Origin of the sequence: Agromyces humi, from assembly GCF_009720255.1 — a bacterium.
Taxonomy (GTDB): Bacteria; Actinomycetota; Actinomycetes; order Actinomycetales; family Microbacteriaceae; genus Agromyces; species Agromyces humi.
On sequence record NZ_WJSP02000254.1, the window covers coordinates 1 to 5,444 of the forward strand.

Here is a 5,444-nt window from a genome sequence, read left to right on the forward strand (position 1 = left end):
CGGGTGCGTCCGTTTCTTGAGAACTCAACAGCGTGCACTATGTTCAATGCCAATTTATTGAACCCCAGCTTGCCCTTCGGGGTGGGTATGGATTCCTTTGATTGATGGACAATTTGATTTTTTAGTCAGTTGTTTCTCTGTCAGTGAACGAACTCCCTGACGCCCTTTTGGGGTGTTGGGAACCATTTTTTTTGGAGAGTTTGATCCTGGCTCAGGACGAACGCTGGCGGCGTGCTTAACACATGCAAGTCGAACGATGAAGGGGAGCTTGCTCCTTGGATTAGTGGCGAACGGGTGAGTAACACGTGAGTAACCTGCCCTGGACTCTGGGATAACCCCGAGAAATCGGAGCTAATACCGGATAGGACCTTGGATCGCATGATCTGGGGTGGAAAGTTTTTTCGGTCTGGGATGGACTCGCGGCCTATCAGCTTGTTGGTGAGGTAATGGCTCACCAAGGCGTCGACGGGTAGCCGGCCTGAGAGGGTGACCGGCCACACTGGGACTGAGACACGGCCCAGACTCCTACGGGAGGCAGCAGTGGGGAATATTGCACAATGGGCGCAAGCCTGATGCAGCAACGCCGCGTGCGGGATGACGGCCTTCGGGTTGTAAACCGCTTTTAGTAAGGAAGAAGGGGAGCTTGCTCCTTGACGGTACTTGCAGAAAAAGGACCGGCTAACTACGTGCCAGCAGCCGCGGTAATACGTAGGGTCCGAGCGTTGTCCGGAATTATTGGGCGTAAAGAGCTCGTAGGCGGTTTGTCGCGTCTGCTGTGAAATCCCGAGGCTCAACCTCGGGCCTGCAGTGGGTACGGGCAGACTGGAGTGCGGTAGGGGAGAATGGAATTCCTGGTGTAGCGGTGGAATGCGCAGATATCAGGAGGAACACCGATGGCGAAGGCAGTTCTCTGGGCCGTAACTGACGCTGAGGAGCGAAAGCGTGGGGAGCGAACAGGATTAGATACCCTGGTAGTCCACGCCGTAAACGTTGGGCGCTAGATGTGGGGACCTTTCCACGGTTTCCGTGTCGTAGCTAACGCATTAAGCGCCCCGCCTGGGGAGTACGGCCGCAAGGCTAAAACTCAAAGGAATTGACGGGGGCCCGCACAAGCGGCGGAGCATGCGGATTAATTCGATGCAACGCGAAGAACCTTACCAAGGCTTGACATAACCGAGAACGCCGCAGAAATGTGGAACTCTTTGGACACTCGGTTACAGGTGGTGCATGGTTGTCGTCAGCTCGTGTCGTGAGATGTTGGGTTAAGTCCCGCAACGAGCGCAACCCTCGTCGCATGTTGCCAGCACGTAATGGTGGGAACTCATGTGAGACTGCCGGGGTCAACTCGGAGGAAGGTGGGGATGACGTCAAATCATCATGCCCCTTATGTCTTGGGCTTCACGCATGCTACAATGGCCGGTACAAAGGGCTGCGATGTCGTAAGGCGGAGCGAATCCCAAAAAGCCGGTCTCAGTTCGGATTGAGGTCTGCAACTCGACCTCATGAAGTCGGAGTCGCTAGTAATCGCAGATCAGCAACGCTGCGGTGAATACGTTCCCGGGCCTTGTACACACCGCCCGTCAAGTCATGAAAGTCGGTAACACCCGAAGCCGGTGGCCTAACCCTTGTGGAGGGAGCCGTCGAAGGTGGGATCGGTGATTAGGACTAAGTCGTAACAAGGTAGCCGTACCGGAAGGTGCGGCTGGATCACCTCCTTTCTAAGGAGCAACTCGGAGGCCTTCGGGTCTTCGCAGTGCTGGCCAGATCAGACCGAACGTGTCTGCTGGCTGCTCATGGGTGGAACATTGACATAGGTGCTCGTCTGAATGGTTCAGACCTAGTACGCCTCTTCGGGGGTTGGAACGGTGGGGGCCGGCCGGTCGGGCACGTGCACGCTGTTGGGTCCTGAGGGACCGGACGATCCTGCCTTCGGGTGGGGTGATGGTTTCTTCAGACCTTCACCGAGATCAGCTTTGCTGGTGGGTGTGGGGGTTCTGGCCGTCTGTTGAGAACTACATAGTGGACGCGAGCATCTTAGATTGACCCTTCGGGGTCAGTCACAAAAGGTGAGTCGCCAAGGGGGTTGCCTTCGGGTGGCCTTGTTTGGCGTATTCACTGGTCAATTTCGCAGCACTTTCGGGTGTTGCACGAATTCGATCGAACTCATGTGATTTCAAGTTTCTAAGAGCAAACGGTGGATGCCTTGGCATCTGGAGCCGAAGAAGGACGTCGTAATCTGCGATAAGCCTCGGGGAGCTGATAAACGAGCTTTGATCCGAGGATTTCCGAATGGGGAAACCCCGCCAGGCCCTTTGGGTGACCTGGTGACTCCCGCCTGAATATATAGGGCGGGTAGAGGGAACGTGGGGAAGTGAAACATCTCAGTACCCACAGGAAGAGAAAACAACCGTGATTCCGTAAGTAGTGGCGAGCGAACGCGGAAGAGGCTAAACCGAGCCATGTGTGATACCCGGCAGGGGTTGCATGGTCGGGGTTGTGGGACCTCTCGGACTGTACTGCCGTGCAGTCACGGTGACGCGTCAGGTATAGACGAACCGGATTGAAAGCCGGACCGGAGTGGGTGTGAGTCCCGTAGTCGAAATGCCTGGCCGGCCGGAGAGGGATCCCAAGTAGCGCGGGGCCCGAGAAATCCCGCGTGAATCTGTCAGGACCACCTGATAAGCCTAAATACTCCCAGATGACCGATAGCGGACAAGTACCGTGAGGGAAAGGTGAAAAGTACCCCGGGAGGGGAGTGAAATAGTACCTGAAACCGTTTGCTTACAAACCGTTGGAGCCTCCTTGTAGGGGTGACAGCGTGCCTTTTGAAGAATGAGCCTGCGAGTTAGTGATCTGTGGCGAGGTTAACCCGTGAGGGGCAGCCGTAGCGAAAGCGAGTCTGAATAGGGCGATTCAGTCGCAGGTCCTAGACCCGAAGCGAAGTGATCTATCCATGGCCAGGTTGAAGCGACGGTAAGACGTCGTGGAGGACCGAACCCACTTCAGTTGAAAATGGAGGGGATGAGCTGTGGATAGGGGTGAAAGGCCAATCAAACTTCGTGATAGCTGGTTCTCTCCGAAATGCATTTAGGTGCAGCGTTGCGTGTTTCTTGCCGGAGGTAGAGCTACTGGATGGCCGATGGGCCCTAAAAGGTTACTGACGTCAGCCAAACTCCGAATGCCGGTAAGTGAGAGCGCAGCAGTGAGACGGTGGGGGATAAGCTTCATCGTCGAGAGGGAAACAACCCAGACCACCAACTAAGGTCCCTAAGCGCGTGCTAAGTGGGAAAGGATGTGGAGTTGCACAGACAACCAGGAGGTTGGCTTAGAAGCAGCCACCCTTGAAAGAGTGCGTAATAGCTCACTGGTCAAGTGATTCCGCGCCGACAATGTAACGGGGCTCAAGCACGCCACCGAAGTTGTGGCATTGACATTTGTGGTAGGCCTTCGTGGTCCAGCCGTGTTGATGGGTAGGAGAGCGTCGTGTGGCGAGTGAAGCGGCGGTGGAAACCAGCCGTGGACGCTACACGAGTGAGAATGCAGGCATGAGTAGCGAAAGACGGGTGAGAAACCCGTCCTCCGGAAGACCAAGGGTTCCAGGGTCAAGCTAATCTGCCCTGGGTAAGTCGGGACCTAAGGCGAGGCCGACAGGCGTAGTCGATGGACAACGGGTTGATATTCCCGTACCGGCGAAGAACCGCCCACACGAGATCAGAAGTGCTAAGCATCCCAATCCGTGCACGATCCCTTCGGGGTGACGCGCGAGGCGGCATGCGACCCCGTCTGGTGGAGTGAGCGTATTAACAGGTGTGACGCAGGAAGGTAGCCCAACCCGGGCGATGGTAGACCCGGGGCAAGCGTGTAGGCCGAGCGATAGGCAAATCCGTCGCTCACGATGGCTGAGACGCGATGCGGATAAAAAGTGGGTGATCCTATGCTGCCGAGAAAAGCATCGACGCGAGGTTCCAGCCGCCCGTACCCCAAACCGACTCAGGTGGTCAGGTAGAGAATACCAAGGAGATCGAGAGAATCGTGGTTAAGGAACTCGGCAAAATGCCCCCGTAACTTCGGGAGAAGGGGGGCCTAAGGCGTGAACCAGCTTGCCTGGGGAAGCGCTGCAGGGCCGCAGAGACCAGTGGGAAGCGACTGTTTACTAAAAACACAGGTCCGTGCTAAGTCGCAAGACGATGTATACGGACTGACGCCTGCCCGGTGCTGGAAGGTTAAGAGGACCGGTTAGCCGCAAGGCGAAGCTGAGAATTTAAGCCCCAGTAAACGGCGGTGGTAACTATAACCATCCTAAGGTAGCGAAATTCCTTGTCGGGTAAGTTCCGACCTGCACGAATGGCGTAACGACTTCCCAGCTGTCTCAACCGCGAACTCGGCGAAATTGCATTACGAGTAAAGATGCTCGTTACGCGCAGCAGGACGGAAAGACCCCGTGACCTTTACTACAGCTTGGTATTGGTGTTCGGTGTGGCTTGTGTAGGATAGGTGGGAGACTTTGAAGCGGGCACGCCAGTGTTCGTGGAGTCATTGTTGAAATACCACTCTGGTCACTCTGGATATCTAACTTCGAACCGTGATCCGGTTCAGGGACAGTGCCTGGTGGGTAGTTTAACTGGGGCGGTTGCCTCCCAAAAAGTAACGGAGGCGCCCAAAGGTTCCCTCAACCTGGTTGGCAATCAGGTGGCGAGTGTAAGTGCACAAGGGAGCTTGACTGTGAGACTGACAGGTCGAGCAGGGACGAAAGTCGGGACTAGTGATCCGGCAGTGGCTTGTGGAAGCGCTGTCGCTCAACGGATAAAAGGTACCTCGGGGATAACAGGCTGATCTTGCCCAAGAGTCCATATCGACGGCATGGTTTGGCACCTCGATGTCGGCTCGTCGCATCCTGGGGCTGGAGTAGGTCCCAAGGGTTGGGCTGTTCGCCCATTAAAGCGGTACGCGAGCTGGGTTTAGAACGTCGTGAGACAGTTCGGTCCCTATCCGCTGCGCGCGTAGGAAATTTGAGAGGATCTGACCCTAGTACGAGAGGACCGGGTTGGACGAACCTCTGGTGTGCCAGTTGTTCCGCCAGGAGCACCGCTGGTTAGCTACGTTCGGGATGGATAACCGCTGAAAGCATCTAAGCGGGAAGCCGGCCTCGAGATGAGATTTCCATCCCTTCGGGGGAGAGGCTCCCAGCCAGACGACTGGGTTGATAGGCCGGATGTGGAAGACAGGACTAACGACTGTCGGAGCTGACCGGTACTAATAAGCCGATAACTTGACAATCACTACACTCACACACGTTTGAAGATCATTCATCGAAAGGCCGTGTGAGTGGCCTCCAAGATTGCTCGCGTCCACTCTGTGGTTCCCAACAGACGGAAACACACATAACACAACACAGATTTCACCCCACCACATGTGGGGTGCCGTAACCACACACCCAACCCACC

At 55.9% G+C, this 5,444-nt stretch carries 2 rRNA genes; both read left to right on the forward strand.

The features are described 5' to 3' along the window. The first annotated feature begins 188 nt into the window (after nt 1-188). Nucleotides 189-1,718, forward strand: a 16S ribosomal RNA gene (locus tag GH736_RS16300). A 453-nt stretch (nt 1,719-2,171) separates the two neighbouring features. Beyond that, nucleotides 2,172-5,277: ribosomal RNA gene (locus GH736_RS16305) — 23S ribosomal RNA — on the forward strand. The 16S and 23S rRNA genes sit together here, the layout of an rRNA operon. Nucleotides 5,278-5,444 lie beyond the last annotated feature (167 nt).